The 25174-nt window shown below is 40.3% G+C and carries 30 protein-coding genes; 26 read left to right on the top strand and 4 right to left on the bottom strand.

The window, feature by feature from the left end; translation table 11 throughout:
* Positions 1-104: 104 nt before the first annotated feature.
* A complete protein-coding gene (locus LJE72_RS18495) occupies positions 105-1031 on the bottom strand; it encodes a DMT family transporter (protein ID WP_229249474.1) in 927 nt (308 codons plus the stop codon).
* A 370-nt stretch (positions 1032-1401) separates the two neighbouring features.
* Here LJE72_RS18495 and polA point away from each other — a divergent pair, with 370 nt between their 5' ends.
* Positions 1402-4023, top strand: coding sequence for a DNA polymerase I (gene polA, locus LJE72_RS18490; protein ID WP_229249473.1), 2622 nt, complete (start codon positions 1402-1404; stop codon positions 4021-4023).
* Between the two features lie 161 nt (positions 4024-4184).
* Here the strand turns inward: polA and LJE72_RS18485 are convergent, their stop codons facing one another.
* Positions 4185-4517, bottom strand: coding sequence for a FlxA-like family protein (locus LJE72_RS18485; protein WP_229249472.1), 333 nt, complete (start codon positions 4515-4517; stop codon positions 4185-4187).
* Positions 4518-4722: 205 nt separating this feature from the next.
* Here LJE72_RS18485 and mutM point away from each other — a divergent pair, with 205 nt between their 5' ends.
* The 16 genes from mutM to LJE72_RS18405 all read left to right on the top strand — a co-directional run bounded on the left by mutM (position 4723) and on the right by LJE72_RS18405 (position 17164).
* A complete protein-coding gene (mutM, locus tag LJE72_RS18480) occupies positions 4723-5544 on the top strand; it encodes a bifunctional DNA-formamidopyrimidine glycosylase/DNA-(apurinic or apyrimidinic site) lyase (protein WP_229249470.1) in 822 nt (273 codons plus the stop codon).
* Positions 5545-5905: 361 nt separating this feature from the next.
* Positions 5906-6160, top strand: coding sequence for a hypothetical protein (locus LJE72_RS18475; RefSeq protein WP_229249469.1), 255 nt, complete (start codon positions 5906-5908; stop codon positions 6158-6160).
* Between the two features lie 236 nt (positions 6161-6396).
* On the top strand, positions 6397-7221 hold the full coding sequence (locus LJE72_RS18470) for a metallophosphoesterase (RefSeq protein WP_229249468.1): 825 nt from the start codon (positions 6397-6399) through the stop codon (positions 7219-7221).
* A gap of 170 nt (positions 7222-7391) precedes the next feature.
* Complete coding sequence (locus tag LJE72_RS18465) at positions 7392-8315, top strand: TIGR01777 family oxidoreductase (protein WP_229249467.1); 924 nt, start codon at positions 7392-7394, stop codon at positions 8313-8315.
* Positions 8316-8338: 23 nt separating this feature from the next.
* Positions 8339-8791 carry an AAA family ATPase gene (locus LJE72_RS18460; RefSeq protein ID WP_248286453.1) on the top strand — a complete coding sequence of 151 codons (453 nt, stop codon included), beginning with the start codon at positions 8339-8341 and terminating at the stop codon, positions 8789-8791.
* 196 nt (positions 8792-8987) lie between these two features.
* A complete protein-coding gene (locus LJE72_RS18455) occupies positions 8988-9440 on the top strand; it encodes a GNAT family N-acetyltransferase (RefSeq protein WP_229249466.1) in 453 nt (150 codons plus the stop codon).
* Between the two features lie 98 nt (positions 9441-9538).
* Positions 9539-10033: a DinB family protein gene (locus LJE72_RS18450; protein WP_229249465.1), complete on the top strand. Its 495-nt coding sequence runs from the start codon at positions 9539-9541 to the stop codon at positions 10031-10033.
* Between the two features lie 144 nt (positions 10034-10177).
* The gene (locus tag LJE72_RS18445) at positions 10178-10522 is read left to right on the top strand and encodes a ribosomal maturation YjgA family protein (protein WP_229249486.1); all 345 of its coding nucleotides are present in this window, start codon (positions 10178-10180) and stop codon (positions 10520-10522) included.
* A 170-nt stretch (positions 10523-10692) separates the two neighbouring features.
* The gene (locus LJE72_RS18440) at positions 10693-12534 is read left to right on the top strand and encodes an ABC-F family ATP-binding cassette domain-containing protein (protein ID WP_229249464.1); all 1842 of its coding nucleotides are present in this window, start codon (positions 10693-10695) and stop codon (positions 12532-12534) included.
* 64 nt (positions 12535-12598) lie between these two features.
* A complete protein-coding gene (gene ytaF / locus LJE72_RS18435) occupies positions 12599-13258 on the top strand; it encodes a sporulation membrane protein YtaF (protein ID WP_229249462.1) in 660 nt (219 codons plus the stop codon).
* A gap of 11 nt (positions 13259-13269) precedes the next feature.
* A complete protein-coding gene (gene coaE, locus LJE72_RS18430) occupies positions 13270-13884 on the top strand; it encodes a dephospho-CoA kinase (RefSeq protein WP_229249461.1) in 615 nt (204 codons plus the stop codon).
* Positions 13885-13944: 60 nt separating this feature from the next.
* Positions 13945-14526 (top strand): lytic transglycosylase domain-containing protein, encoded by a 582-nt coding sequence (locus LJE72_RS18425; RefSeq protein ID WP_229249460.1) that lies wholly within the window; start codon positions 13945-13947, stop codon positions 14524-14526.
* Between the two features lie 100 nt (positions 14527-14626).
* Positions 14627-14905, top strand: a complete 279-nt coding sequence (locus LJE72_RS18420; RefSeq protein ID WP_229249459.1) for a metal-sensitive transcriptional regulator — start codon at positions 14627-14629, stop codon at positions 14903-14905.
* 200 nt (positions 14906-15105) lie between these two features.
* Entirely contained in the window at positions 15106-15594 is a 489-nt protein-coding gene (locus tag LJE72_RS18415) for a DUF134 domain-containing protein (protein ID WP_229249458.1), read from the top strand.
* A gap of 145 nt (positions 15595-15739) precedes the next feature.
* Complete coding sequence (locus LJE72_RS18410) at positions 15740-16114, top strand: NifB/NifX family molybdenum-iron cluster-binding protein (protein ID WP_229249457.1); 375 nt, start codon at positions 15740-15742, stop codon at positions 16112-16114.
* A gap of 198 nt (positions 16115-16312) precedes the next feature.
* Complete coding sequence (locus tag LJE72_RS18405) at positions 16313-17164, top strand: Mrp/NBP35 family ATP-binding protein (RefSeq protein ID WP_229249456.1); 852 nt, start codon at positions 16313-16315, stop codon at positions 17162-17164.
* 151 nt (positions 17165-17315) lie between these two features.
* Here LJE72_RS18405 and LJE72_RS18400 read toward each other — a convergent pair whose 3' ends face one another.
* The gene (locus tag LJE72_RS18400) at positions 17316-17525 is read right to left on the bottom strand and encodes a hypothetical protein (RefSeq protein ID WP_229249455.1); all 210 of its coding nucleotides are present in this window, start codon (positions 17523-17525) and stop codon (positions 17316-17318) included.
* Between the two features lie 446 nt (positions 17526-17971).
* On the opposite strand from LJE72_RS18400, the gene LJE72_RS18395 reads away from it, so the two are divergent.
* From LJE72_RS18395 to LJE72_RS18360, 8 genes are all read left to right on the top strand, one after another.
* Positions 17972-18175 (top strand): FmdB family zinc ribbon protein, encoded by a 204-nt coding sequence (locus LJE72_RS18395; RefSeq protein WP_229249454.1) that lies wholly within the window; start codon positions 17972-17974, stop codon positions 18173-18175.
* Positions 18176-18231: 56 nt separating this feature from the next.
* Positions 18232-18432 (top strand): DUF362 domain-containing protein, encoded by a 201-nt coding sequence (locus LJE72_RS18390; protein ID WP_229249453.1) that lies wholly within the window; start codon positions 18232-18234, stop codon positions 18430-18432.
* On the top strand, positions 18425-18634 hold the full coding sequence (locus LJE72_RS18385; RefSeq protein ID WP_229249452.1) for a hypothetical protein: 210 nt from the start codon (positions 18425-18427) through the stop codon (positions 18632-18634). The genes LJE72_RS18390 and LJE72_RS18385 overlap by 8 nt, the downstream gene beginning before the upstream one ends.
* 637 nt (positions 18635-19271) lie before the next feature.
* A complete protein-coding gene (locus LJE72_RS18380) occupies positions 19272-19637 on the top strand; it encodes a hypothetical protein (protein WP_229249451.1) in 366 nt (121 codons plus the stop codon).
* A 274-nt stretch (positions 19638-19911) separates the two neighbouring features.
* Positions 19912-20697, top strand: coding sequence for a VanW family protein (locus LJE72_RS18375; RefSeq protein ID WP_229249485.1), 786 nt, complete (start codon positions 19912-19914; stop codon positions 20695-20697).
* Positions 20698-20778: 81 nt separating this feature from the next.
* Positions 20779-21528, top strand: coding sequence for an N-acetyltransferase (locus LJE72_RS18370; RefSeq protein ID WP_229249450.1), 750 nt, complete (start codon positions 20779-20781; stop codon positions 21526-21528).
* Between the two features lie 119 nt (positions 21529-21647).
* Positions 21648-22310, top strand: coding sequence for a class I SAM-dependent methyltransferase (locus LJE72_RS18365; protein WP_229249449.1), 663 nt, complete (start codon positions 21648-21650; stop codon positions 22308-22310).
* Position 22311: 1 nt separating this feature from the next.
* Positions 22312-22686, top strand: coding sequence for an MmcQ/YjbR family DNA-binding protein (locus tag LJE72_RS18360; RefSeq protein WP_229249448.1), 375 nt, complete (start codon positions 22312-22314; stop codon positions 22684-22686).
* Positions 22687-22775: 89 nt separating this feature from the next.
* Here LJE72_RS18360 and ilvD read toward each other — a convergent pair whose 3' ends face one another.
* Complete coding sequence (gene ilvD, locus LJE72_RS18355; protein ID WP_229249447.1) at positions 22776-24434, bottom strand: dihydroxy-acid dehydratase; 1659 nt, start codon at positions 24432-24434, stop codon at positions 22776-22778.
* 145 nt (positions 24435-24579) lie between these two features.
* On the opposite strand from ilvD, the gene LJE72_RS18350 reads away from it, so the two are divergent.
* Positions 24580-25014 (top strand): GNAT family N-acetyltransferase, encoded by a 435-nt coding sequence (locus tag LJE72_RS18350; RefSeq protein WP_229249446.1) that lies wholly within the window; start codon positions 24580-24582, stop codon positions 25012-25014.
* Positions 25015-25174: the final 160 nt, after the last annotated feature.

Here is a 25174-nt window from a genome sequence, read left to right as displayed (position 1 = left end):
CCTTTTCTCACTTGATTCATGAGAAAAGGCTCTAAAATGTGTATGTTAGAGTGGGATGCGAGAGTAATTAGTTATTGAAAGGCACCGTTAGGGCCTTTCAATAACTAATTAAACTGCGTAGGAGCTTTAATAGAATAAATTTTCGATTTCGGGCGCGTTGCAAAATAAACTCCAATGATTACAATAGCGGCACATACTATTTTGATCAATGTGATCGATTCACCTAAGATTGTTATAGACTGGATAATTGTAAAGATAGGTACCAGATTAATAAAAACGGCAGTACGCGGAGCGCCAATACGTTGAATAGCAATGGCTTGGAAAAGGTAGCCCAATACGGAAGCAAATACGCTCATATACAAGATGGAGAGCCATCCCCACGCTGTCGTTGTTGATAGATAGGTGGATGGGTTTTCCCACAAAACGAAAGGTACGGAAATAACAACACAGATCAAGAACGTATAGGCAGTGATCATGAAAGGAGTTAGTTCATATTGCTTCATGAAACGTCGACTAAGAAGGGAATATACCGAAAAGCAAAGGACTCCAATCAGCATCAGAAAATCACCATAATTCACTTGGAATTGGGAGATCAATTGCAAATCTCCATTTGTTATGAAGAGAAAGACCCCGCTAAAAGAGAGGAAAATCCCAACTATCCTTAAAGGAGTTAATTTCTCGCCAAAAAACAGGGCCGCCAAAAGGGTCGTGAGCATTGGATTGATGGCGCCGATCAAAGATGAATTGATCGCTGTGGTATACTTTAACGACGTAAAAAAAAAGACATGATAACAAAATGTGCCAACGAATCCAAGTAGGAGAAGTGCCCGCCATTGTTTAGCATGCGGGAAAAGGTTTGTCGGCTCTTTGAGGTACAAGATAGTAAAAATAAAGGGTAAGGCAAAGAGAAAGCGAAAGAAGGTCAGGGCAAAGGGTGGAAACTCCTGTACAGAGAATTTTCCGGTAATAAATGCGCCGGACCAAAGAAGACTGGTTAGCACCATGAGCATACGAACCTGTTTATCGGACATTAAAGTTCCCCACCTTCTATGTTAACAACGAATGAAATATAAACCAGCACATAAATCCATGACAAAATCTTGATAGATTATCTAAGAAGATAAGAAGTTAAGGAGTAGGTTTTTTTAAAAGATTATGTAATAGCAACTAACAAATCCTATCAATCTATGCACTGAGAGTCAATCCCAAAAAAACTTTGATATGAAAATTAATCTAAACGCGACAACTCACATTCATAGCTTCGGCAGGGCAAAAACAACCAATACGAGCTGTTAACTCATAGAGCTTGGACTATAAACATTGTCCGAAAAGCACTGCTATCGTTTGTTAGAAATTAGAGGGTGTGATATAGTAAACTGATAAAGAATGGGGGTTTTCAGGATGCCGCGGATGGTTATTTTAGACGGAAACAGTTTGGCAAATCGTGCTTTTTATGCTCTGCCGCCGCTAACAACGGCCGATGGACGACCAACGAATGTTCTGCATGGTTTTCTGACTATGCTCTTTAGATTAGAACAAGAGCAACATCCGGATTACTGGGTGGTGGCTTTCGATAAAACTAAGGCAACAGTTCGCATTGAACAGTACGCCGGGTATAAAGCGCAACGCAAAGAAACCCCGGAAGGGCTGCGCCCACAATTTGATTACCTCAAAGAAATCTTAACTGAGATGGATGTGCCTATGCTCGAGTTGGCAGGCTATGAAGCCGATGATCTGATAGCTGCAATAACCAAACAAGCAGAAGCGCAGGGGATGGAAATTCAGATTTATACAGGGGATAAAGATGCCCTGCAACTCATTTCTCCTAGGACGAACATTTTCTTGACTAAAAAAGGAATCAGCGAAGTTGAACGTTATGATGAAACGACCTTATGGGAACGTTACCAATTGCAGCCCCGGCAAATCATTGATCTTAAGGGTTTAATGGGTGACACTTCGGACAATATCCCTGGAGTTCCAGGAATCGGAGAAAAGACCGCGCTGAAATTACTTTGGGAATTTGAAACGGTTGAGGGCGTTTTGGCAAATGCCGATAAAGTATCAGGGAAAAAAGTACAGAGTAATTTGAAGGAGTATGCAGATCAGGCGATGCTCAGCAAAACCCTTGCGACGATGTTGACGGAGGTCCCACTGGCGTTTTCCAGCGAGGATTTCGTTTATCGCCGTTCCCAAGGGGCCAAAGTGCTTCCCGTCTTGGAAAAATATGATCTCAGGAATGTGACTCGGTTATGGCATGAACGTCATAAAGACGATGAAGGCCCCCTTAGTGAAAGCCAGGAAGAGTCGTTGGAAAATTGGCCTGATCATACCTTGACCGAAGAGGGATGGCTTGCTCAGATTGAAGAGTGGCAGTCTAAAAACATCTCACTCACCTTAGCCTGCAGATATGAGGGAACGGGCTTACAAGGAGGGCGCTGGTTGGAATGGGGAGTAGCTGCCCAAGGAGAGACGTTCACGTTGACACGTGAAGGGGCATCCGAAAAGGTCTGCGAGGCGTGGCTGAAATTAATGGGGAGTGATCAGGTCCCGAAAATCGTTGCAGACAGTAAAAATGTGGCCTTATTACTCACTAACGAAGGCGTATCCTTGAGGGGTCTAGCCTTAGATCTAAGCTTGGCATCTTATCTAATTAAGTCCTCACGACCAAAATTTGCCCCCCTGGATTTGGTCAAAGAATATGTTCCTAATCAAGCCGCTTTCGTGAACGTTGGGGAAGAAGCGGCAGCCTTAGCTCAAGTTGCCCCGAAGTTTGAAGAGGAAATTCAATCCCTTGGACTGACACCCCTGCTCCATGAAATTGAAGAACCTCTATGCATGGTGCTCGCTCAAGTGGAACATCATGGAATCGCCGTGGACTCCGAGCAATTGACGGTCTTTGGGGAAGGAATAAGTTTGACTTTAAGACAGCTAGAGCAAGATATATATGCTTTAGCAGAGGAAACCTTTAATATCAATTCTCCAAAACAGTTGGGAACAATACTGTTTGAGAAATTAGGTCTGCCTACGGCTAAGAAAACAAAGACGGGTTATTCCACGGATGCGGAGACATTGGAAGAACTTCGCTTAGCCCACCCTGTCGTAGAGAAAATTCTTGACTATCGGCAGTTAAATAAATTGATGTCTACTTATGTAAATGGGCTACTTGCTCAAGCGAAGAATGGCAAGATTCATACCACCTTTCAACAAACTGTGACGACAACCGGTCGTTTATCGAGTACAGAACCTAATTTACAGAACATCCCGATTCGATTGGAACAAGGACGACTGCTAAGAAAAGTCTTTCATCCTACAGAACCTGGATGGGTGTTGCTATCGGCTGATTATTCCCAGATTGAGCTTCGAATTTTAGCTCACTATTCGCAGGATCCTCTCCTTTGTGAATCCTTTGCCTTGGGACAGGATGTTCATACTCGAACCGCAGCAGAAGTCTTTGGAATTTCTCTCGATGAAGTGACACCGAACATGCGACGAAGTGCCAAAGCCGTCAATTTTGGGTTAGTCTATGGGTTAACAGAGTTTGGCCTTTCAAGAGATTTAGGAATCCCGCGCAAAGAATCAAAGTTTTATATTGAGCAATATTTCAAACGCTATAGTGGAGTCAGACGCTATCTGGAGGATGTGGTTACACAGGCTAAAAAAGACGGCCAAGTTCGTACCCTTTTAAATCGCTTGCGGCGTATCCCGGAGTTGCTCCATTCTAACCGAGTTCAACGTCAGTTTGGAGAACGGATTGCAATGAACACACCGGTGCAGGGTACGGCAGCAGATATCATGAAATTGGCCATGCTTAAAGTAGCAGAAGGATTGAAACCCTTTCGGGCGACTATGCTTCTCCAAGTACATGACGAGCTTTTGCTCCAAGTAGCTCCAGAGGATCTAGAGAGTGTTGCCCACATGCTTAAGGAAAAAATGGAAACTGCTTATCCACTTTCGGTTCCGATGACGGTGGAATGTAAAGTCGGACCGAATTGGTATGATATGCAGTCGTTTCACACGAATTAATAAGAGAATTGTACTAAAAGTGCCCTCCCATGGCAGATGATTTTTCAGCCATGGGAGGGCACTGTAGTATTAGGTCGGTTAAGGGGACTTCCGGATATCTATAAAGTGGTTGATTTTAGGACTGAATGGTGATTGCTTAGGCCATTGCATTAACTTATACGTTAAGCTTGTATATCAATTTTGTTATCGCTTAAAATAATAGTGTTAGTGTTAGTGTTAGTGTTAGTGTTAGTGTTAGTGTTAGTGTTAGCTTCTTGTGCGCTATCACTAGTTTGGGTGGATTGTTTTGCTTGTATTTGGTTTTGAATTTGAGTTATCTGAGCTTGTAATAATTGGATCTTCTCCTGTTTTGTTTTATCATCATCCTTACTCTGAGTCACAGCTTCTATTTGGGTTTGAAGTTGTTTAATTTGATTTGATAGTTGTTTTACATCAATATTACTTCCAGAGGTATAAGAGTTACTAGATGTTGAAGAAACTGAAGAAACATTCATTAATATGTAAGCCTCCCTAAATCAGAATAAGTTAATGTCACTTTACAATACTAAACTGAAACGAGGCTGAAACTAAACTGAAGGTTTGCTGAAAATTGATTTATTGTCCCGTTAATTATTTGTTAGTTGGGGTAGATTGATAGGTAATGTGGCCTACTGCTTTTACTCCGAAAAGAGATGAAGGATTAAGGAATGAGGAAAGAATATGCCGGAACTCCCTGAAGTTGAGACTATTCGACGAACATTAGCAGAGCATGTTGTTAATCTAGAAATCAAAGAAGTTAGACTTATATGGTCTTCTGCAGTCTGCGGTTGGGAAGATCAACCGTTTGAAGATTTAGTCACTGGCCGAAGAATTCAAACAATCGACCGTCGTGGCAAATACCTTTTAATTAGATTGGATGAAGATTTGACATTAATCGCACATATGAGAATGACCGGGCGCTTAAATTACTATACTGAAAAACGAGAACCCGAGAAGCATACTCATGTAGTCTTTGGTTTGGAACAAGGGGAAGTGCATTTCTCAGATGTGCGGAAATTTGGGCGTATTCAAGCTATACCCACCTCACTGTGCTTTAGGGACTTTTCCCTGTCTAAGCTCGGACCGGAGCCCTTGGAACTGGAATTTACACCACATGTCTTGAAGGAGCGTTTGAGGAAGAAAAAAATTTCTGTAAAAGCTGCCCTGCTGGATCAGCATGTCCTAGCAGGCTTGGGGAACATCTATGTGGATGAATCCCTTTTTCAAGCGGGGATATCTCCCGAACGTAGAGTAGATACTCTATCCGATGAGGAAATCTCAAAACTCCATCGAGCCATTCAAAACGTCCTCCAAGCGGGTATTGATGCTCAGGGAACATCCTTTCGAGATTACAGAGATGCCAACGGGGAAAAGGGGTCCTTCGAACGGGAATTACAAGTTTACGGACGGGGCGGGGAACCCTGCAAACTCTGTGGACAGGTGTTAGAAAGGATCCGTCTCGCTGGGAGGACCACGGTTTATTGTTCGTGGTGTCAGAGGTAGATTTGTTGGGATGGGATGAGACAAATAAGATACTTAGAGAATCCTGATAATGCCCCTCACATCAAATTTAATTACCAGAAAATATGATATAATTTTCAGTGTGGTTAGCGTCTGTACCACCTCAAAAGTTGTGTGTTTGTGAGAGGTTTTTATATTTGACTATCACAAGCCCATGAAAGGAGGTGGAAGGCATATGGATATTATTCTTTTTAATACACTCGGTACGCTGTTTGGTAGCTTATTGTCGTCGTACGTAATCTACAAATTCAATTTTTGGTATAATTCATCACCTAGTGAATGAGGATGACCAGTTATAATTTCGAACGTAGTGCCGGCAATTTACTGTAGGAGGTGGAATTTTGTGAATAGGTTAAGATTTATTGCAATGATCATATTCGTGATTTCAATTCCTTTGATTTTAAAAGCACTAGATCTTTATAATAGATTCTATAATGAGGTTAGGGATGGAGATGGGATAGGCCTGTACTTTTTTGGTGTTGAAATCAATGATAAGCTTCCATATGGGCAAATACCAATCTATCTCTGGAGTTTCTTTACAATTGGGATATTGTTGATGGTATTCGCTGTTATTTTATTTATTAGAGCGAAAGCGTAAAGAGTATTGATATTTCTAAGACCACGTAAAACATCAAAAGTAAAGTTTTTGGCTATTGAGTGAAGAACATTTGGATGCGACGTCCTATTGCACTTTGGCAGGCTTCGGGGGTCCTCATCCATCCGATAACAAGGTAGTTCCCTTAACTTCGCCAATATGAATGTGGTATGAGGCTACGGGGCCAAGGACATTAAATGTCATTACGCTAATGGAGTGGAATTTGAAGGAGGTTTGATTTGGGAGCTAAGCGGTTGTCCCGTAGATCATTTATCCTAGGTGGGATTGCAACATTATCTTATCTATATTTCGATCTCCATTCGATTGCAGTAAAACGATATACGATTAAGATTTCTAAATTACCGGCTGAGTTCCAGGGATGCACCATTCTCCACTTGACTGATTTACATAGTAAGGAATACGGAGATAGTCAAAGGGATTTAATCGAGTTGATTAATCAACAGCAATTTGATGCGGTTGCAATTACTGGGGATTTAGTTGATAAGAGTAACCCTAGTATGAAACCAGCAATATCACTAGTGAAGGGTTTGCAATCTAAACCGATATTTTTTGTTCCTGGAAATCACGAGTGGTGGACAAACTACCAAATCAAATCTTCCTTGGAAGACCAAGGAGTACATATATTGGAAAACGGGCATTTCAAATATAATATAGGCAATTCTCATATTTGGATAATGGGTGTCGACGACCCCTATCTAGGAAGGGATCAGTTAGAGAGGGCAATTGCAGGTGTCTCGGATTCTGAACCAAAGGTTTTATTAGCACATGCTCCTAACATATTTCCTAAAGCTATTAACCGCAAGATAGATTTAGTTTTGGTGGGACATACCCACGCCGGACAAGTTAGACTTCCATTGGTTGGTGCAGTGGCAGTACCAGGGCAAGGACTTTTCTCTGAGTTAGATTACGGTCAATTTACTGCCGGTTCTACTAACATGATTATTAATGGCGGTTTAGGAGAAAGCGTTCTACCAATAAGGGTTTACAATAGACCGGAAATTGTACTGATAACCTTAGTTTCTTTCCGTAAATATATTAGATAGAAAGAAGAGCTAATCTACGTGATGTGAGCTTGAAAAAGGGCTTGTAAATAAAAGGTATATCTAGGTCCACCTAGAATAGTAATTTAACACCAAAAAATGACTGCGGAAGAATAAACTCGGCAGATCTTTCTTCGACCCAGATTTAGAAGCCATTCTGGAGGCGGTAAAAAATGAATGTTTTAATTTTTGGTGGTACAGGTTTTGTCGGGAGAAACCTAATTGAAGAATTACTTGTGAATGGATATAAAGTATCTGTTGTAACGAGAAATCACCAAAAAACAGTCAACCAATTTGGCAATAAAATTCAGGTGATAGAATGGGATAATATTGCTCCTCTATCTTCAATTTATAAGTTGGATCAAATTGACGTTGTAATTAACTTAGCAGGTGAGTCAATCGGTAGTCGTCGATGGACCAATTCAGTGAAAGACGAGATTATAGCAAGTCGGATTAGAACGACTGGTGCAATAGTTGCTGCAATTAATAATGGTACTATTCAGCCAAAAGTTCTAATTAATGCTTCAGCAGTTGGATATTATGGGCTATGTGAGGATGAAGAGATAACTGAGTCTGCAGAAGCAGGACAGGATTTCCTAGCACAAGTTTGCCGAGAGTGGGAAAATGAAGCATACAAGGTTCAAAATACTGGAACCAGAGTAGCGACCATCCGGATTGGCGTAGTTTTAGGAAATGAAGGTGCACTAAACAGAATGGCATTGCCATTTAGATACTTTATCGGAGGCCCATTAGGTAACGGAAATCAATGGCTCTCATGGATACACATTCGAGATTTAACGAGTATGATAAGGTTTATAATCGAACATCAGGAGCTAGCTGGCCCTATAAATGCTGTTGCTCCAAATCCGGTAAGAATGGGAGAATTCAGCAAGATGCTGGGTAAAATTCTAGCTAGACCATCATGGTTACCAGTTCCAGAAATATTATTAAAAATCGCATTAGGTCAGATGGCGGAAATGTTATTGCATGGACAAAGAGCTGTACCGAAAAAAGTACTCAGTGCTGATTTTAAATACAAGTTTCCAAAGTTAAAAGTAGCTTTAGAGAATGCTATGGGGAACCGGAAAGGCGTCTGAGAATAATATTTTGGGAGATGTTTATGATTGGATCGAATAGTGTCGGCCGGTACATAAGATATATTGAATTAAATAGAGACAAAGTTCCTTCATTCACTGAATATCCTTTTAATTTACCAGCGATCAAGAGTTTAGACACCTTATCGTTTCATCCAAAAGTAACTTTTATTGTTGGAGAAAATGGTACTGGGAAATCAACTATCCTGGATGAACCCGAAGCGGCTTTATCGCCTTCGCGGCAAATGTCAATGATTACAAGAATGCATCAATTAATTGAAGAAGGTTCTCAATTTATTATAGCTACTCATTCCCCAATCATAATGGCTTATCCTCATTCATTAATTTATCAAATTGAAGAGGGATTTGAACATGTAACTTATGAAAAAACCGAACATTATCAAGTTATGCGAGCTTTTGTTAACAATACTCAGAAGATGTTAAAGTTGCTGTTGGAAGACGATAAAGATGATTCATGAAGGAGTGATTTGCTTGGAAGGCATACTGTTTTTGGCCCCAATGCTTATATTGTTCATCATCTATATATAAGGTATTTAGAATTGCTTCAGATATAAAGGAAATTAAAGAAACACTCAAGAACAATAATAAGATAGAACTTCAGCGCAAATAGTCCATTGAACATCAAAATACCTTTAGTTAGGAGAGTTTTAAGAAATGGCGTCAAATTATATAATCAGAAGAGCTGTCCACTCTGACGTTAACAGTCTCATTGGGTTGCTCGAAATCCTGTTTTCTATAGAAAGTGATTTTACAGCTGAAGAATTCAAGCAACGCAGTGGTCTTGAAATGATGCTGAATGATGATACGAGGCGTTGCATTATGGTTGCGGAAATAAATCAACAGGTCGTAGGAATGTGCACTGCTCAGATTCTAGTCTCTACTGCAGAAGGCGGATTTGTAGCAATTATTGAAGATTTGGTGGTACATAAAGAGTATAGGGGAAAAGGTATCGGTCGGGGATTACTTTTATCTGTTGAAAGTTGGGCGATTGCTAAAGGAGTAAAGCGGTTACAGCTCTTGGCTGATCGTAACAACACAGTGGCTTTGGAATTTTACAAAAGTTTGAGTTGGAAAAGTACTCAGCTAATATGTTTGCACAAGAAGTAATTGATATTTTTTATGGTAAAAAAGGAATTGTGCGAGGAACAGTTTTTTCAAGAATATAAAATACTGTCTGGAATGGAGTTTTAAGGAGGTAATAATTAATGAATAAGAGTCAGATGATAGAACTTTATGGTTATAATGCTTGGGCAAATAAAAAATTACTCGATACCGTAGATAACTTGGAAAATGAAGAATTTACTCGAGACTTATCAAGTAGCTTCAGGTCAATTCGAGATACAATGGTACACATTTTAGGAGCGGAAGAATTATGGTTGTCCCGTTGGACGAGGGAACAAGGCAGAACCCTTCTAAATACTGACGATTTTTCGACTTACACTACTTTAGCTGATCGCTGGGGTGATTTTAGAAATCAGATTGACAGATTTTTGGTGTCATTAACGGAAAAAGATTTGCTTGAAGAAATTAATTATAAGAATTTATCGGGGATATCGTATTCTTTAGAATTGTGGAAACAGATGCTTCACGTTAACAATCATTCAACTACTCACCGAGGGCAAGTTGTCACTATGCTTAGGCAGTTGAAGAAACAACCACCTTCACTGGACCTGATTTATTATTATTTAGGAGAAAGGTAATAGGGGGTGCGTTAAACTATTATTAGGGTGGGTGTATGCGGGTTAGCTATAATAGGAAATAGCTAATATCTTAAGAGAGGATAGGTTTTGCCGTTGTCAGTTAAGAGGGATGCTTTCAGATATTTATTCCTGGTTATAACTGTCATGATACTTGGTTTATGCAGCAGACGTTTCTCAATATTTTTTCCGAGTTGCGTTAATTTGTATTTAGGCGATGTTTTATGGGGACTCATGATTTTTTTCTTATGCGGTTTCGCATTTAAGGCTAGTGAAACAAGAGTAGTCACAGTGAGAGCACTCTTATTTTCTTTCGCCATTGAATTTAGTCAACTATACCATTCCCAATGGATTGATTCATTAAGGAAGACTAGGATTGGTGGGCTAATTTTAGGGTATGGATTTCTGTGGAGTGATTTGGTTTCTTATGCCGTAGGGATTGGAGTTGGCTTTCTGATTGAGAGCTTAGCAACGGGAGATAACAACAGGTAATCCAATAAATAGTCTAATAGTAGCCCTAGGCCGGGGGCTACTATTATTTTGAAGACTGATTGTAAATGTATTTGAAGCACAATCAGAGTTTGTTAGAAAACAATGTGTATGGTATAGTAAATCGAAAGAAAATGACTGTCACTAATAGCAATGGAGCGGGTGCGAGAAAAATGAGTGTTTTATTTAGCCGGGATTGCGGCGTCGATATATCAGGTGAACCGCTTTTTCGGCGGATCAGTTTTGCTTTAGAAAATGGAGAAAAGGCTGCCTTGGTCGGCCCGAATGGAGCGGGTAAAACAACTCTGATTCGGGCTTGCTTAGGAGATGTGCGATTAGAGAGTGGAGAGGTCCAAATTCTGGGTTCCTATGGGTACCTGCCTCAAACTCCTATTGTGGAGGCTGAAGGGAACGTCTTTGAATGTGTGATCCAAGAACGAGCGGATTTATTACAAATGCAGGAACAACTGCGTGAGTTAGAGGATAAGATGGCCTCGACTCCGAGCGAGAAAGTCATGGAACAATATGCTGCCTTGACCGAGTCCTTTGAACGTCAGGGTGGCTACGCTTTGGAAGCCTTAGTGAGGAGAATCTTGGCCGGCCTGGGACTTGAAGCAGAGGTCAATTCTCAAGTTGTTAGGTTGAGCGGAGGGCAGAAGACCCGGTTAGCTTTATGTAAGCTTTTGCTTCGCGCTCCCGAACTCTTGATATTAGATGAACCGACGAATCATTTAGATATTGCGGCTCTGGAGTGGCTGGAGGGATACCTGCGAGATTATCCTGGTGCCTTGCTGATTGTTTCACACGACAGATACTTTTTAGATCGTATAGTTTCGCAAGTTTTCTGTCTGGAAAACGGTGAGCTAAAAGGGTATACCGGTAACTATTCCGAATACGAATTATTGAAGATTTTAGAAGCAAAGACATTAGGCCGAGAAGCAGAGCGCTTAGCAAATAAAATTGCTAAACTTGAGGATTATGTCCGCAGAAATAAGGCGGGAGTCAATTCTAAGCAGGCGCGGGGACGGGAAAGTCAACTTCAGAAGCTCAAGCCAATTCAGGTTACCAAGGTGGATCACGGACTTTCTATTTCACTGGGAAGTGGAGGCCGAAGCGGAAATCGAGTTCTTTCAATAGAAGATCTATCGATTTCGTTTGCTGCCCGAAATCTTTTTTCAAACGCGCAATTGGATTTGAGACGGGGAGACAAAGTAGCCCTTCTGGGAAAAAACGGAATTGGGAAAACTACGCTTCTCAAGGCTATTCTCCAAAAGGCTCCATTTAAGGGAACCATCCGTTTGGGCGCTAATGTAAAAATTGCTTATTATTCACAGGAACATGAGAATTTAGGCACGTCAGGGACGGTAATGGATGAGATCCGGAATGTCACCAAATTAAAGGACCCGGAGATCCGGAATCTACTGGCTCGATATGGTTTTAGAAAAGATGATGTATTTAAGCTGATTAACGTGCTAAGTGGGGGAGAAAAGAGCCGTTTGGCTTTATGCAAGCTTTTCTTAGAGCAAGGAAACTTACTTTTGCTTGATGAACCAACAAATCACCTTGATGTTGAAACCCGCGGGGTTTTAGAAGAAGCTCTTCAAGAATACGAAGGAACCGTACTTGTGGTTTCCCATGATCGTTATTTTTTAGATAAAGTAGTTAATAAAATTGCGGAACTCACACCTCAGGGGCTGTTGCTCTTTGAGGGAGATTACACAGGGTTCAAGGAATATAAACAACAAGAAGAAATGAGTGCTGCTCCCATCGAACGGGCTTTAAAGCCAAGCAACCAAGATAAGCAAGAAAGCCGTAATTTGGCGCGTGAAAAGAAGCGGATGAAGCAACTTGAACTGGAAATAGAAGAGTTAGAAGAAACCCTCCAAGCGTTAGAGGCGGAGCTCGCTATGGCGGATACAAATTACGAATTGGCAATGAAGCTTCATGAAGAGTGTGAGAAAGTAAAGTTGCGTAGAGATAGTGCCTTAGAAGAATGGATTGCTGGAAATGATTGATTTCACCAAATAGCCTTTGACTCCATATATTATCCTGAAGTCGCAAGATGGAGGGATACATATTATGGGAGTAGCTATGCTTATGGCAGTGGCTTTAAGTCTGGATGGATTTGGAGTCGGATTGGCGTATGGATTACGTCGCATTCGAATACCCATAAATTCGCTTATTGCTATTGCAATGTGTACAGTTTTGGCAATGGGAATATCGATGCTTTTTGGTGGTTGGGTAACGTTATGGCTTGAGTTAATTCAGGCACGTTTATTAGGAGCTGCAATTTTACTGGTCTTAGGGATCTTTCAATTAGGGAAAGCTATCTGGAATCGTAATGAGGAGGTCTTTCCCGAAGCAGTACCCGCGATGGCTGTGACCCATCCAAAGCCAACTTTGGAACCAGTGTTCCGATTCCAACTGCGGTTTTTTGGCTTAGTAATTCAAGTACTTAAGACGCCTGATATTGCGGATGTTGATGGTTCGGGAGTCATCAGTCTACGAGAAAGCTTATTGTTGGGGTGTGCTCTGGCGGTAGATGCTTTTGCTAGTGGAATAGGTGCCGCGATGGCGGGAATGACGTTATCGGTTATCGGAATCGTGGCTTTAACCCAAATTATGATGTTGCGTCTAGGTCAACAAATGGCTGGTAAAATTCCAGTATACTGGACAAATAAAGCGGAATATTTGCCAGGTGCTGTTTTAATCTTGATCGGATTGGGAAAATTGATCTGAGGTGAGAAAGAATGTTGAACATTGGACTGACGGGTGGAATAGGTAGCGGTAAATCTACAGTAGCCCAGTGGTTTATAAAACAGGGGGTTCCAGTGTTAGATGCTGACAAAACGGTGCACCGTTTATTGCAATCGGATCAGACAACCATTTTGAAATTAATCGAGGAGTTCGGCAAAGATATTATAGATGAGAATGGACAGATCGATCGTTCCAGTTTAGGGAAACTGGTTTTCAGGGAGGAGGATGCACGAAAGCACTTAGAGCGCATCGTGCACCCTCGCGTTGTAGAATCTATGAACGAAGAGAGAGATGCACTTAGAGATACAGGAGTTAAGATCTGTGTATGGGATGTGCCTTTGCTTTTTGAAGCAGGTTTTGAAAAGTTTGTGGACGAAGTTTGGGTTGTATGGATACCACGAAACCTGCAAATTTCTCGCGTTCTTGCGCGGGACAAGCTGAGTCTTAGCGAGGTAGAAGCGCGTATAGCTTCTCAAGGATCGTTAGATGAAAAGTGTCAGCTCGCGGATGTTATAATCGACAATACTGGGAGCGAGAGTCAAACGATAGGTCAACTTGAAGATGTGTGGCAAAAATTACTACTAAGACAATGGGATTATTGCTCATAATAGTCGATGCTATGAAAATAGACTAAAATAAGGACCTTTCCTAGGTGAGAAGGAGATGGGATGGCTAAAAGGATTTTGAAGCATTGGATTAATGGCCGGAAAATTGGTATTATTATTGTTCTATCAATCCTTGGGGCTTATAGTGTATTGCAAATATCAGATTTGCAGAGGATAATCTATCCTTATCCACACCGGACAGTAGTAGAAAAATATGCTGCACAATACGGGGTCGATCCATTATTTGTACTTGCCGTAATCCGAGAAGAAAGTAAGTTTCTTCCTCGATCTGAATCTCACAAGGGTGCTAAAGGGTTAATGCAGTTGATGCCCAGTACTGCGCAATCTATTGCAGAAAGTATTGGAGATAAAGCATATAGTGAGGAGTATTTACTCGATCCTGAGAAGAACATTCAATATGGAACGTGGTACCTTGCCAGTCTGCAGAAATTGTTTTCAAATAACCGCCCTTTAGTAATTGCAGCCTATAATGGCGGTAGAGGACGTGTACAAGAATGGATCAATTCAGGTCAGATTGACCCTGAAAATATTCGCCTTGAGGATATTCCCTTCAAGGAAACTCGGGATTATGTGGATCGTGTCTTGAAAAGTTATCAGAAATACATTAAACTTTATCGTACATAGTTAGTTTAGGCAGCAACCATGGTATGCAAGAACCTGACAAGTTAATTTAAAAGGTTTGAAAAGATAAGATTAAATTAACTTGCGAAAGGAATGTGTCAATTTGAAAGAGGTCGATCCTGAAGAAGTAAAAAAAATCCTGACAAGGCTAAAGACTGTTCGTGGGCACATAGCTGGTGTAGAACGCATGATAGAGGAAGAGAAAAGTTGTGAAGAAATTTTATTACAACTTGTAGCTGTCCGCTCTGCAGTACATAAAACTTCTGTCATAATAGCACAACGTTATGCAAGTTCATGTTTGCTTGATGCGATTGATTCAGGGGAAGATCGCCAAGAGGTTTTGAACAACGCGATTGAGACTCTTATGAAACTTAATCAATAAACAAGGCTTTCACCGTCACCATTTACTGGGTGGCGGTTTTTTGTTTGATTAGATATCTAGTGGATAAGAGTAAAGACCCGTGAAATAATAGAATTAAAATGGTACTGCCAATAATTTTTGTATTTGTCTAAGTTTTGATTGCTTTATTCAGTATATTTGATATACTTTATTTGAGCATATGCCCAAAAGGAGCTGATTTAATGCCAAGGCGACGTTGTTGTGGCCTGATAGACGATGCAATAGTTTGCCAAACTTTTATTCCTCTTGGACAATCTTGTTTGGAAGAGATAATAATTAAGCTTGAGGAATTAGAGGCCATTCGTCTTAAAGACAAGGTTGGTTTGGATCAAGTCGATTGTGCAGCGTCCATGGGGGTTTCCAGAGCTACGTTTCAGCGAATTTTAGGTGCTGCCAGGTCAAAGATTGCTTCTGCTTTAATAGAAGGCCGACCTATAATCATTCGAGGTGGCCACTATTTGATGAAAAATCGTGTCTTCGAATGTGTTGGATGCAGGCATGTCTGGGAAGTTGAACCATGTGAGACTGGAGGTAAACACGGCTATGAAATCGCATGTCCAGAGTGTGGAAGCATGAAAAAAATGAAACTTGGAAACGGAAGTAAACATACTTGCAGTAGTCGGCATCACGATGGGCATAGCAAGCCCGGTTGCTGTGGAGGACACTCCTAGAAGCAATCAAAGCCTGGAAAGTAGATTAATTAGTTCAGCTGAATTAAGTCGAGACATTGAATTGACTAGAACAGATTCAAACGTTCCTCTAAATCTGCTACAGACAGGCTTAGAGTGACGTAAATAATGATTAGGAGGGCTATTTATGTCAAAGAAAATTGCAATTCCAACAAATGGTGAGGATTTAGACGCGCATTTTGGACGGGCAGCAGGTTTTACGGTGTTTGAGATTGAGGGAACTGAAGCTCGTTTTGTAGAATTACTCAGTTCTACGGGTCTACAGCATCAGCATGAAGGTCTTGCCAATATGTTCAAGAGTAAAGGCGTCGAAGCTCTTGTTTGTGGTGGTATCGGTGGAGGCATGATCAATGGTCTTAATGCAGTGGGGCTCGAAGTCGTTTCGGGTGCTTCTGGAAAAGTAGTTGATGTCGCAAATCGTTATGCATTAGGTAAGGTCGTCAGTACTGGCTCTGTTTGCGCACACGATCATGATCATGAGCATGGACACGGTCACCACTAAGAATAATCTATTCAACTTCTGATCGGCTTTAAACTTGTTTTTATACACGTTAAATTATATGCTCAAAAAGATTTCCTGCGGGATTAACACCTAAGTGGACAAACCTTGACAAATAAAGAATTTGGAGAGTAAGATGAATTTTGGTTACTCATCCATGTAAGGGTAAATAGTTTTTATTTTAGAATTGGAGGTAGTAAAGTGAGCGAATCATGTAATAGCTGTGCTGCTGCAGGCTCATGTAACACAGAAAGTTGTTCTAGTGCGCCCGAATTAACCAAGGCTCAGAAAGCCAGTAATGTTAAGAAAGTTATTGCAGTCATGAGTGGCAAAGGCGGGGTTGGTAAATCCTCTGTAACAGGTATGTTAGCCGTAAGTCTCATGCGCCAAGGATTTAAAGTAGGGATTTTAGACTCGGACATAACCGGTCCAAGCATTCCTAAAATTTTTGGAATTAAGGAAAGAGCTGGAGCCAGCCAAGGAGGGATTATTGCACCTACCAGTCGTGGCGGAATTAAAGTTATGTCACTTAATCTTATGATTGAAAATGAAGATGATCCTGTAATCTTACGTGGACCATTGATTACTCAAGTCGTCAATCAGTTTTGGAAGGATGTAATCTGGGGAGAACTGGATTATTTATTAATTGATATGCCTCCTGGGACAGGGGATGTAGCGATCACAATATTCCAATCCTTGCCGATCAATGGGGTTGTGATGGTAACAAGCCCACAGGCTTTGGCCAATATGGTGGTAAGAAAAGCTATCAAAATGGTAAGAAACTATGAACCGCCAATTTATGGATTAGTTGAAAACATGGCTTATGTCCAATGCCCGGATTGCAGTAAAAAGATAGAAGTCTTTGGGAAGCCTCAAGGGGAGGAAGAAGCTAAGCGTTCTTCTATTCCTTTCTTAGGAGCGCTTCCCCTTGATCCGGTTTTAGCTACACTGTCAGATGCAGGTAAAATAGAGGATTATCAATCCTCTGACTTTGATCATATCGCGCGTAGTTTGGCAGAGCAGATTAAGGCGGGCAGTGAGAAGTTAGCGTGATTTATAGTCTTTTATACTTGTTTATTCTTAAGGGGTTGGAGCGACCAATTTTGCAGTTATTTCAACTCCATCTAGTATTGTAAAATCAATAAAGTGGGCGTAGCGAAACTCAATCTTGCTGCGCCCACTTTATTAATTCTGAGGCTAATGGTTATTTGCGAAGTTCTAATTCTGCAATTATCTCAGCAATAGATGTTTTTAAGGTTTGAACTTCGGCTTCATATCGCCTTACAGTATGTCCAGGAAGATGCAATCCGGTTTGCTTTAGGACATAGCTTTGTTCTTCTTCTAACTCTTTAAGCTCTTCAGACAATGTTTTTAGACGTGTCCTTAAACGTGTCCTTAAATTTTCGTCGCACATGACTGATCTCTCCTTTGATTTGATAGCATCATTATAATACAAGGTAAAGATTTTAAGTGTCTTGTTTTTGACTATCAATCAGAATGTTTTACACAGATTTAAAGGTATTGACAAGAATTTTCCATTCATAATGTTCAGTAACACCATGGATGGAACGATGTCGTAATGGCAACATTAAATGCAGGATTGCGGTCAGGGTGATCACGAACATATCAATAATTTACACAGTTACATTTAAAATGATTACAGAGAATGATAGGCCGAAAGGGTTGACAAATTAACGAGAGGCGAATATATTATAAATGTGATACGGTATGGGGGTATATGGGGGCCGGGTAAAATAGTAAATGCAGAATCTGTGATATAGGGATGAGCTATTGTAACATTGGCTAAATTATTCACGATATTATATTTAAGTAATGGGTCAATAAGGGAGGTTTAATCAAATGCCAAGTTATGATTTGGTGTGCCAATCGTGTGGGCATAAGTTTTCAATCTTTTGTACGATTAGTGAAAAAGACCAACTGAGTTGCCCAATATGTGGGGGAAATCAAATAAAGCAGCGGTTTACAACGGTCAATGTCATGGACTCAAGTGGAGATAAAGGGTCCCAAGGAGCACCAAACTCAGCTCCTCGCGGCTTTGGCTGAGCAGGCTGCTAAGCGAGAAATCGTGTGTTTCTCTTAATGAGAGGAGTTGCAGATAGATGGCCGCGTTCATCTTAGAAAAACTGTGTCGAGGGTGTAAACGCTGTGTTAATGCATGCCCTGTTCAAGCGATCACTATTTTTTCACATCTGCCAGTTGTGGACCCGGCAATTTGTATTGAGTGTGAGGCTTGTATGGAATCGTGTATGCATGGCGCAATTACGTTTACTTCGTCAGAGGAGAGGGGATCGAATGGATGAGAAAGGACAATGGATCAATAAAAGAGAACCCTGTAAAGATCAGCAGAAGCTAATGCTGCTTCTAAAAGATGTGGAGGAAAAGTTAGCCGACTTAAAAGCCCGCTGGCCCTTTCATTCAGTGCAACCAAGAATGGTGTCAGAACGAGAGGACTTAGAAGAGGAACGAGAACGGTTGATGCGCTTGCTTGATGAGCAGCAATGAGGCTACAAAATTGTAAGATCAAAGCCGAATAGGCGGTCTAAACAAGACGGAATTTCGGCTGGGAGCCTCCACTATTGGGGGCTTTTTTATTTTGCCAACTACGATTTGGATTCCGATGTCAATATGTTATGTTTAGAATGCTAGAATTGCTGGAGTGAGCTAGGTCTTGTCTTCTCTGGCACATAAATTTATTGAAAAAGCACCGAAGTCTAGTCGAATTAATGTATAAGCTGGAGATGTATTTCGATTCTGGGTGTATAGGTTAATAATTGAATTTAATGAAGGACATGTAAGATGTTTGTCGAATTTCTAATTTAGGATAGTTTTAGGTATTTAATTCGGACTGTAATTTACGAAGTGTGGTTGGGGTTGATGTTGGTTGAGTATGAGCTTAGCAATTGCAGTAGCAATATATCTAGTGGTACCATTACTTCTGTTTTACAAGATAGTAACGACGATACGAGTTAGTGAAAAACTTAGGGTAATTTTTTTACTGGTGTTAATTGCAAGTTTCAGTATAGTAACGTACTTATTGTTTCAATACATCGAATATCAGATTACTAGGAATATAACGAAATAGAGTTGCTTTTTGGAAGTGAGAATACTTTTGTAATGCAATTTGGACGGGGAGGTACTAATGGTTTTCGTGAGTGTGCTTATTATCGTTGTTGTTGGGCTATTTATCTACTTATCAAGCCTAACGGATAACTTCAAATTTTCAAAGACTATGCTTGTTTTATCATTAGTTTCAATAATGGCAAATATCAGCTTAGCTCAAAATTACACACACAGTTTATTACCTGGTGTGCATGATGGAATTGGGATATCCAATAAAATTGCTTATTGGATAATAACAGATGACGATTGGAGAAATCGATGGTCGGTCGAACTATTCAAGATGTTCTATGACCGTTCCGCCATCCTTTTGATTTTAGTAATTTCTATGTTGGTATTATCCATAGTTATTGAATCCAGGTTGGATAAGTCATCCACTGATCTATAATTTCGTAATCTTTGGGGAATACCGCTTGCATCAAGCGGTTGGGACGTGAAGAAGCTACCCCGGATTTATTCTGGGGTTATTATATTTACAAGAGGCCCTCGGCATGGGATAGCAATGGCACAGGGTGTAAACGCTTTTGTCTTAAAGAGATTTGCAAAAGAGTAGTCAAGACGAGCTATTAACACCGAACATTTGATGATGAGGGGAGTGGGTAGACTTGGAGTTCAATACTCTTTTTCACTCTAGGCGTCCGGTTAAACGTTCAGATTTACGTATGCTTCTTGGGAAGTTGTATTATACTTGGCGTCGCTATTTTCAGTGGGTTTTTCATAGATCCATTAAGTATGCGTCTTGTTTCAAGGAAATTCCTCTGCCTTATCTTATCGCTAGCCATAGCACTCCATTATATAGACGCCTGCGAAATGTAGATATGTGGCTCCAGCAAAACAAGGTAACTAATCTAAAACTGGCTTCAGTTAAAATACATGGTTTAATATTAAAGCCAGGTGAAACATTTTCTCTCTGGCGTCTAGTTGGTAAACCTTCAAAGGCAAAAGGATTTAAGAAAGGGATGGTTCTAACAAACGGATCATTTTGTCCGGGGGTGGGAGGTGGCCTTTGTCAACTTTCTAATCTCATATATTGGATCGCAATTCACACACCGTTAACCGTCACAGAACGGTGGCGCCATACACATGACGTTTTTCCTGATAGTAACCGGACACAACCATTCGGAAGCGGGGCAACTGTTGTTTACAATTATGTTGACTTACAAATTAGAAATAATACTTCACAAAACTATCAACTTTTGCTTTGGATAAGCGACTCAGAACTACATGGAGAATGGAGAAGCGAGCAGTTGATGACTCGAAAATATGAGGTTTATGAAAGTGACCATCTGATTACTCATGAATGGTGGGGGGGTTACATACGTCATAATGCAATTAGGCGAAAGGTTCTTGACGCTGACAACAAGCAAATAGGTGATGAATTCATCACAGAGAATCACGCAATCATGATGTATGAACCAATGCTGCCGTCAGTGGGCGAAACTATATAATAATGAGTTTGCAGTAATTCCAATTTATTTGTATGCTTGAGTCCAACAGGCCATATAAAGCGTATGCGAGGAGGAATGTTGATGAACATCATTACAATTACTAAGGATAACCTTGAGGAAGAACATATTTGCTGTGCTATTTCAGATAACAAGGATTGTCAAGTTATGTCGAAAAAATTATGGATGGCAGAACGTTTTGCAGATGGCCTTGTATTTAAAAAAGGCGATGTCAGAGGAAAAGTCTTTATTGAATATATACCTGCTGAAAAAGCTTGGTGTCCCATAAACGCTGAAGGGTATATGTTCATTAATTGTTTATGGGTTTCAGGCCAATACAAGGGTCAAGGAATCTCCAATGAACTTCTAAATGAGTGTATTGACGACAGCAAAAGAAAAGGAAAGAAGGGATTAGCAGTTCTTTCTTCAAAAAGTAAAATGACCTTTTTGTCAGACCCCAAATACTTAAAATATAAAGGCTTTTTGTTAGCGGATACTGCGTTACCTTACTATGAACTTATGTATCTTCCTTTTGAAGAAGATATTGAGAAGCCATGCTTTAAGTCTTGTGCAAAAGATGCGAAAATAGATGAACAGGGTTTTGTATTATTTTACAGTAATCAGTGTCCCTTTACTGAAAAATATGTTTCCTTAATTGTGGAGACAGCAGAGAGCAAGGGGATAGCCTTTCGAGTGGTAAAGTATCAAACGACTGAACAGGCCCAAAATGCACCTGCCCCATTTACAACCTATAGTTTATTTTATAACGGAGAATTTGTAACAAATGAAATTCTCTCAGATAAAAAGTTTGCAAAGCTTTTAGCAAATTTATGAGTGAGGGATAAGTAGGCAGATCCTATTTTTTTACCGGACACCAAGTCAAGTGAGTTTCTTCAGATGATTATGCCATCTAGTATGGTAACTCTTCTAAAGGAAAAAAAGGATGATTGGATTTGGATAAAACGCTGAAGACAATAGAAACATACGATAAACATGCGGATTCATATCAAAGTAAGTTCATGGATTTCGAGAGTTATAAGAGTAAATTAAAGGGGTTCTGCGATATTTTATTGCCTGGTGCAAAGATTTTAGATGTAGGATGTGGTCCTGGAAATGCTGCAAAGCTCTTGATCGAATCAAATAAAGACTTAGAGATCTTAGGCATCGATCTTTCAGGAGAGATGATTAATCGTGCGCGAGCAAACGTCGTATCTCCAAAGGTAAACTTCTTGGTTGGAGATATCAGAGACCTGAATTTAAATGATGAGGTATACGATGCAGTTATATTATCATTCTGTTTACCCCATTTATTAAATGAGGAAGCTGAGAAACTTGTTAATGATACAAGTGCAGTATTAAGCAGGGATGGCTTCTTATATTTGAGTTGTATGGAGGGAGTAAAATCGGGTTTTGAAACAACTAGTTTTAGTCCTGACGATTACATATTCTTCAACTATTACTCGGAAGACTTTATTCGGAAAACACTAGGGAAGAACAATTTAAGGATACTGCAGCTTCAGCGAGATTTATACCCTGAAAGTGACGGTAGCTGCACGACAGACATGTTCATCTATGCTCAAAAGTTATCGAGATTAAGTGAAATGGAGCAATTTTAAAATGAAATATGAATGGCTTGACGAGTATTGTCTTTCTAAAAAAGGATCACAAAAGGATTTCAAGGTGGAATGGGATGCGGCAAGATATCTCATTGGTGGAAAAATGTTTGCTATGCAAGGTGGAGATAAAGATAAAAAAGCGATTATTACCTTGAAATGCGATCCCCTATTTACGCAATCCCTGCGAGAAAATTATCAACATATAGTTGCAGGCTATTATATGAACAAAGAACACTGGAACTCTTTGTATTTAGATGGCGATGTGCCCGATGATATCTTAAAACAAATGATAGATATGTCTTATGAATTAGTTGTAGGAAAACTAAGTAAGAAAGTGCAAAAAGAAATTATGGAAGAGAATTTATCGTTAAGTTAAGCTGGTTGTTAAGAGAATCGTCAAATTTCCCTAAAAAAAAGCAACCAGCGAAACTCGAATGCGGTTGCTGGCTGCTTTTGGCTTGTATACTATTGCTGGATTTCTAAAATTGCGCCTCTGTTTCCTGACGTTACCAGGGCGGCATATCTTGAAAGGTATCCCGTTACAATTTTTGGTTTCCTTGGCTTCCAATTTGTTCTTCGTTTTTCTAGTTCTTCGTCACTTATAACAAAATTGATTTCATTTGCCATAATGTCAATTTGGATAATGTCTCCGTTTTCTATCAAGGCGATATTTCCGCCTACCGCTGCTTCAGGAGAAACATGACCGATTGCTGCGCCTCTGGTAGCACCACTGAATCGCCCATCGGTAATCAGTGCGACGCTTCCTCCAAGTCCTGATCCCATAATAGCCGAAGTGGGATTTAACATTTCTCGCATGCCTGGTCCGCCTTTAGGGCCTTCATACCGGATTACAATAACATCTCCTGCTATGATTTCGCCTGAAGTAATTGCTTGCATGGCATCTTCTTCGCAGTCAAATACTTTTGCCGGGCCTTCGTGTTTAAGCATTTCTGGGGCTACGGCGGAACGCTTGACAACGCAGGAATCAGGAGCCAGGTTTCCCTTTAATACAGCAATCCCACCTGTTGTACTGTAGGGATTTTCGACAGGCCTGATTACCTCAGTGTTTTTATTCAGACAACCTGCGATGTTTTCTCCTACAGTTTTACCTGAGCAGGTTATTAAATCTGTTTTAAGCAAACCTAATTTATTGACTTCATTCATAACCGCGTAAATGCCGCCAGCTTCATCGAGCTCCTCTACAAAGTTATGCCCGGCAGGCGCGAGGTGGCACAGATTAGGAGTTTTGTCACTGATTTCATTAGCGATTTCAAGATTTAATTCAATACCGCATTCGTGTGCAATCGCAGGAAGATGCAACATGCTGTTGGTACTGCAACCCAAGGCCATATCTAAGGTCAAAGCATTTTCAAAGGCATCCTTAGTCATAATATCTCTTGGCAGGATATTCTTTTTCAGTAACTCCATAATCTGCATACCCGCGCGCTTTGCAAGCTGAATACGAGAAGAATAAACCGCAGGGATAGTTCCATTTCCTTGCAACCCCATTCCCAACACTTCTGTAAGGCAGTTCATACTATTGGCTGTATACATGCCTGAACAGGAACCACAGGTTGGACACCCTTTATTTTCAAATTCTTGTAATTTTTCTTTAGTGATTTTTCCTGCCTGAAATTGGCTGACTGCTTCTGAAACACTGGAAAAGCTAACCTTTTGCCCATCCACTTTGCCTGCAAGCATCGGCCCGCCACTGACGAATATGGTTGGAACGTTTAATCTTGCTGCAGCCATTAACAATCCAGGAACATTTTTGTCACAGTTTGGAACCATAACCAGTGCATCAAAGGCATGAGCTAGTGTCATGGCTTCAGTAGAGTCAGCAATCAATTCTCTGGTGACAAGAGAATACTTCATCCCCTGATGTCCCATCGCCAGGCCGTCACATACAGCAATCGCAGGGAAAACAAGAGGAGTTCCTCCAGCCATGGCTACACCCAATTTTACTGCGTCTACAATCTTATCGAGATTCATATGCCCTGGGACAATATCGTTTTGAGAACTTACGATGCCGATTAAGGGACGTTCTATTTCCTCATTGGTCAATCCCAGCGCATGAAACAATGCGCGGTGTGGTGAAGTCTTGGTTACTGCATCACTATTCATTCTATAAACACCTCTCTTATAATGCGTTGTATAAATATATTATAGATTGTATGATGTCCAATGTCTATAATATATTTAATGAACATTATATGGAGAGAATGAAAAAAAAGATAAAATAGGTAAACTTAAGGTGGAGGTTGAAAAAATGATAATTCGAGACATGATTGCAGAAGATATTCCTCAAATTGCAGTGCTGTACAAGCAATTTTGGAATGAAGAGTCTTCTGTTGAAAGTATGTATGAAAATTTCAGCAAGTTTCTTGAGGATGATTCATATTTATTGCTTAGTGCCGTAGAAAACAATCAGCTAATAGGTTCTGTAATGGGAATTATCTGTGGGGAGCTGTATGGAGGTTGCAAACCTTTTATGGTACTGGAAAATATGATCGTTGATAATAAATATAGAAATCATGGGGTTGGGAAAGCACTAATATCGGAGCTTGAAAAACAAGCTACCGAAAAAAGCTGCTCACAAATAATTCTTGTTACAGACACTAATAGAATTGATGCTTGTAAATTTTACGAATCCGCAGGATATAATCCTGACACGCATAAGGGGTATAAGAAGAAACTGAAATGATTTTCAGCGAGGAGAAACGATGTGAATTTTAAGTACGAATTAAATAAACAGGATCTCATTGATTTTAATATCTTCCATATTACCTATTCTAAATTAGCGAGGCGGTCGTTTTTTTTACAACGGTATATTTTTTCGTTATCTTTTTTAATCTTACCTTTCA

It is taken from the genome of Desulfosporosinus shakirovi, assembly GCF_020595055.1.
Classification (GTDB): domain Bacteria; phylum Bacillota; class Desulfitobacteriia; order Desulfitobacteriales; family Desulfitobacteriaceae; genus Desulfosporosinus; species Desulfosporosinus shakirovi.
This window is presented reverse-complemented; position numbering and strand designations above follow the sequence as displayed.

What these genes read in the sequence shown, in the direction of transcription:
- LJE72_RS18390 (WP_229249453.1), top strand. Translation starts at nt 18,232, where the DNA reads ATGGCCGCGTTCATCTTAGAAAAACTGTGTCGAGGGTGTAAACGCTGT.
- LJE72_RS18495 (WP_229249474.1), bottom strand. Translation starts at nt 1,031, where the DNA reads ATGTCCGATAAACAGGTTCGTATGCTCATGGTGCTAACCAGTCTTCTT.
- LJE72_RS18415 (WP_229249458.1), top strand. Translation starts at nt 15,106, where the DNA reads ATGCCAAGGCGACGTTGTTGTGGCCTGATAGACGATGCAATAGTTTGC.
- LJE72_RS18425 (WP_229249460.1), top strand. Translation starts at nt 13,945, where the DNA reads ATGGCTAAAAGGATTTTGAAGCATTGGATTAATGGCCGGAAAATTGGT.
- LJE72_RS18410 (WP_229249457.1), top strand. Translation starts at nt 15,740, where the DNA reads ATGTCAAAGAAAATTGCAATTCCAACAAATGGTGAGGATTTAGACGCG.
- LJE72_RS18465 (WP_229249467.1), top strand. Translation starts at nt 7,392, where the DNA reads ATGAATGTTTTAATTTTTGGTGGTACAGGTTTTGTCGGGAGAAACCTA.
- ilvD (WP_229249447.1), bottom strand. Translation starts at nt 24,434, where the DNA reads ATGAATAGTGATGCAGTAACCAAGACTTCACCACACCGCGCATTGTTT.
- LJE72_RS18440 (WP_229249464.1), top strand. Translation starts at nt 10,693, where the DNA reads ATGAGTGTTTTATTTAGCCGGGATTGCGGCGTCGATATATCAGGTGAA.
- LJE72_RS18455 (WP_229249466.1), top strand. Translation starts at nt 8,988, where the DNA reads ATGGCGTCAAATTATATAATCAGAAGAGCTGTCCACTCTGACGTTAAC.
- LJE72_RS18350 (WP_229249446.1), top strand. Translation starts at nt 24,580, where the DNA reads ATGATAATTCGAGACATGATTGCAGAAGATATTCCTCAAATTGCAGTG.
- LJE72_RS18360 (WP_229249448.1), top strand. Translation starts at nt 22,312, where the DNA reads ATGAAATATGAATGGCTTGACGAGTATTGTCTTTCTAAAAAAGGATCA.
- coaE (WP_229249461.1), top strand. Translation starts at nt 13,270, where the DNA reads ATGTTGAACATTGGACTGACGGGTGGAATAGGTAGCGGTAAATCTACA.
- LJE72_RS18375 (WP_229249485.1), top strand. Translation starts at nt 19,912, where the DNA reads ATGCTTCTTGGGAAGTTGTATTATACTTGGCGTCGCTATTTTCAGTGG.
- LJE72_RS18400 (WP_229249455.1), bottom strand. Translation starts at nt 17,525, where the DNA reads ATGTGCGACGAAAATTTAAGGACACGTTTAAGGACACGTCTAAAAACA.
- mutM (WP_229249470.1), top strand. Translation starts at nt 4,723, where the DNA reads ATGCCGGAACTCCCTGAAGTTGAGACTATTCGACGAACATTAGCAGAG.
- LJE72_RS18485 (WP_229249472.1), bottom strand. Translation starts at nt 4,517, where the DNA reads ATGAATGTTTCTTCAGTTTCTTCAACATCTAGTAACTCTTATACCTCT.
- LJE72_RS18450 (WP_229249465.1), top strand. Translation starts at nt 9,539, where the DNA reads ATGAATAAGAGTCAGATGATAGAACTTTATGGTTATAATGCTTGGGCA.
- ytaF (WP_229249462.1), top strand. Translation starts at nt 12,599, where the DNA reads ATGGGAGTAGCTATGCTTATGGCAGTGGCTTTAAGTCTGGATGGATTT.
- polA (WP_229249473.1), top strand. Translation starts at nt 1,402, where the DNA reads ATGCCGCGGATGGTTATTTTAGACGGAAACAGTTTGGCAAATCGTGCT.
- LJE72_RS18380 (WP_229249451.1), top strand. Translation starts at nt 19,272, where the DNA reads ATGGTTTTCGTGAGTGTGCTTATTATCGTTGTTGTTGGGCTATTTATC.
- LJE72_RS18385 (WP_229249452.1), top strand. Translation starts at nt 18,425, where the DNA reads ATGGATGAGAAAGGACAATGGATCAATAAAAGAGAACCCTGTAAAGAT.
- LJE72_RS18370 (WP_229249450.1), top strand. Translation starts at nt 20,779, where the DNA reads ATGAACATCATTACAATTACTAAGGATAACCTTGAGGAAGAACATATT.
- LJE72_RS18445 (WP_229249486.1), top strand. Translation starts at nt 10,178, where the DNA reads ATGATACTTGGTTTATGCAGCAGACGTTTCTCAATATTTTTTCCGAGT.
- LJE72_RS18460 (WP_248286453.1), top strand. Translation starts at nt 8,339, where the DNA reads ATGATTGGATCGAATAGTGTCGGCCGGTACATAAGATATATTGAATTA.
- LJE72_RS18395 (WP_229249454.1), top strand. Translation starts at nt 17,972, where the DNA reads ATGCCAAGTTATGATTTGGTGTGCCAATCGTGTGGGCATAAGTTTTCA.